The following is a 2,898-nucleotide window of genomic DNA, read 5'->3' as shown; positions in this document are numbered from 1 at the left end:
GTGTAGTGCATCATCCTCAGCAGTAATACCTTGCTCTTCTGCAATAAATTTTAAATACGCTTTGGCATCTGTAACTGTAATTCTTTTAAAATCGAATATCTGACAACGTGATAAAATCGTTGGTATAATTTTATGTTTTTCTGTTGTTGCAAGAATAAAAATACAATGTTTAGGCGGTTCTTCTAAAGTCTTTAAAAACGCATTAAAAGCCGCTTGAGACAACATGTGTACTTCATCAATGATATAGACTTTGTATTTTCCTACTTGTGGTGGAATACGAACCTGATCGGTTAAACTTCTAATATCATCAACAGAATTATTTGAAGCTGCATCCAATTCAAAAATATTAAACGCAAAATCTTCATCTTCACTTGTATTACCATCGCTGTTAATCATTTTAGCGAGAATACGAGCACAAGTAGTTTTACCAACACCACGAGGTCCTGTAAATAATAAAGCTTGGGCTAAGTGATTACTTTCAATAGCATTAAGTAACGTATTAGTAATAGCTTGCTGACCTACAACATCCTTGAAGGTTTGTGGTCTGTATTTGCGAGCCGATACTACGAAGTGTTCCATTGAAATTTACTGAATTACAAATTTAAGAATAACCTATGAATAGCCCATTGATAGCGCCTAAATTTAGTATGAGTTATTAACAATTTGTGTACTTTTGCCCTAAGCAGATCGCCTTATCGATTCTAAATTTATTTAGGGTAGGAAAGTCCGAACACCATAGTGCAATCATAGTGGTTAACAGCCATCAGTCGTAAGGCTAGGAAAAGTGCAACAGAAAGTATGTACAGGTAATGCTGTAGTGAAACCAGGTAAACTCTATGTGGTGCAATGTCATGTAAACTAACGTTTGAGCGTACACGCGCGATTGTTAGAGGGTAGGCAGCTAAAGTTTGCTGGCAACAGTAAACGTAGATAAATGATAAGGGCTTTTCTTTTTTGGAATTCATTTCCTAAAAAGAAAATGTACAGAATTCGGCTTATAGATTTGCTTAGATATAAAAAACCCTTTACACTATTTTGTAAAGGGTTTTTGTTATTTATAAATAACTAAATTGTTTAGTCTTCTGAAGGATAATAACTTAAATCTGGTCTAACATCAGCTTCTACCTGATCGTATTTTGTAGTTAGTTTTATAACATTGTAAAATGTTGCGCCTTTATCATCGCCTAAAAGTTCATCATTTTCTTTTCCACCTTGTGCAATAGATAAATCGTCATCACCAGAAATAGATACCATATAATAGCTTTCTTCGCTTCCAAAACCACTATGATAAACGTCGTAACCATTTTTAACGCCTTTAGTTTTAAACATTTCTTTTACTTTCGCCATTGATTCTTTCATCTCTTTGGCATTTTTAGGTGAATAATATAGAAAATGATATTCGCGATGATTCTTTCCTTGAGTACTATAGCCTTCTGGTCTATATGAGAGTTCTGGTTTAAGATGTACAACAGCATTGCTATGTGAATCATAACAATCATCCATTTCATTAAACATTTTACCCATAGCTTCTTTACCCATTTTTTCAGCTAAATCTCCCATCGGATTTTCATCAAGCTCTGCCATATTTTTAATTGGAGTCACATAAACGTAGCGACCGTCTTCAACACTTATCGCTGTCCAGCTAACATCTTTAATTTTATATTTTTCACAGCTCTCTTTTAATTGTTTTGCAAGTTGCTCGTACTTAGGCATCATATCAAAGTTTACATTGTCTGTGTGTACAGCAAACATTGTTGGTTGTTCATCTTGTGCATTAGTTAAATTAAATGCAAAAAGCACTGTAATTAAGATTAAGAATCTTGTTTTGAAAATTTTCATAATAATTGGTTTAAGTTAATATACTGATTGTTAATAGCTAATAATTAACCATATCATGGAAGGTCAGAACAATAGATGGGGAGTTATAGGTCTATAAAAGAGTGTTAACTCAGAGTTGAAGACTTATAAGGTAGGTAAAAAATACAATTAGGATTTGTACTACAAAGAAATGGAAGTAAATGTTGACATACTAGATAATAAATGCTTGAATATAAAATCAGGTATATTTACTCGAAAAAGCTAAACATATTACCACCATAACTTTTTGAGTGAGAGTAATACTCTAAATGGCTTAAATCTGTATGTTTAGAATGCTCAACAATTAATAAGCCTTCGTCTTCTAATAATTGGTTTTGAAATACTAAGTTAGGAATTTTAGAAAACGCTTCGACATCAAAATCATAAGGTGGATCTGCAAAAATAATAGTGTGTTTTAATTTCGATTTTTCTAAAAACTTGAAAACATCACTTTTAATAGTACTAATTGACATTTCAAAAGCTTCAGCAGTTTCATTAATAAATCTAATACAACCAAAATGGTTATCAACTGCAGTGATTTGCTCAGTGCCTCTAGATGCAAATTCGTAACTAATGTTTCCTGTACCAGAGAACAAATCTAGTACCGAAATATCATCAAAATAATATTGGTTATTCAATATGTTGAACAAGGCTTCTTTCGCCATATCTGTAGTTGGTCGAACTGGTAATTTTTTTGGAGCTGTTATTCTTCTGCCTTTGTATAGGCCAGATATAATACGCATTAAAAGGAATTTAAGATTAAATAATGATGATGAAACTTGTTACTTTCTATAGTGTTGGAAACTTCGAAATTGTGATCTGTAGGCATAAAATCTATGTGTCTCACATATGTATATAGGGTATTGTAAATTTCATCGTCTTTATCAATATTCCCACTTAGGTTAACTGGAGTCGTTTCTACATCTAATTTTAATTGTTCAAACACAAATAGAACATAATAAATAAAGTCTTCTTTGCTGTTATATTCAAAAACGTTAAATAATAAAAGTTTAGACTTATCTACAACTAACAACTCTATAG

General features: G+C 32.1%; 4 protein-coding genes and 1 other RNA gene. 1 reads left to right on the top strand and 4 read right to left on the bottom strand.

Going from position 1 to position 2,898, the window contains the following annotated elements; translation table 11 throughout:
• A partial coding sequence (gene dnaX, locus QZZ53_RS17040) for a DNA polymerase III subunit gamma/tau (protein ID WP_296386950.1) occupies positions 1–579 on the bottom strand: 579 nt, incomplete at its 3' end.
• A gap of 100 nt (positions 580–679) precedes the next feature.
• Here dnaX and rnpB point away from each other — a divergent pair.
• Positions 680–1,014: RNase P RNA component class A (rnpB, locus tag QZZ53_RS17035), an RNA gene on the top strand.
• Positions 1,015–1,074: 60 nt separating this feature from the next.
• Here rnpB and QZZ53_RS17030 read toward each other — a convergent pair.
• The 3 genes from QZZ53_RS17030 to QZZ53_RS17020 all read right to left on the bottom strand — a co-directional run.
• The gene (locus tag QZZ53_RS17030) at positions 1,075–1,839 is read right to left on the bottom strand and encodes a hypothetical protein (RefSeq protein WP_296386948.1); all 765 of its coding nucleotides are present in this window, start codon (positions 1,837–1,839) and stop codon (positions 1,075–1,077) included.
• A 227-nt stretch (positions 1,840–2,066) separates the two neighbouring features.
• A complete protein-coding gene (gene rsmD, locus QZZ53_RS17025; protein ID WP_296386945.1) occupies positions 2,067–2,600 on the bottom strand; it encodes a 16S rRNA (guanine(966)-N(2))-methyltransferase RsmD in 534 nt (177 codons plus the stop codon).
• On the bottom strand, positions 2,600–2,898 hold a 299-nt coding region (locus tag QZZ53_RS17020), incomplete at its 5' end, for a DUF3822 family protein (protein ID WP_296386943.1). The genes rsmD and QZZ53_RS17020, both read right to left, overlap by 1 nt.

The sequence above is a fragment of the Winogradskyella sp. genome (assembly GCF_016744625.1).
Taxonomy (GTDB): Bacteria; Bacteroidota; Bacteroidia; order Flavobacteriales; family Flavobacteriaceae; genus Winogradskyella.
This window is presented reverse-complemented; position numbering and strand designations above follow the sequence as displayed.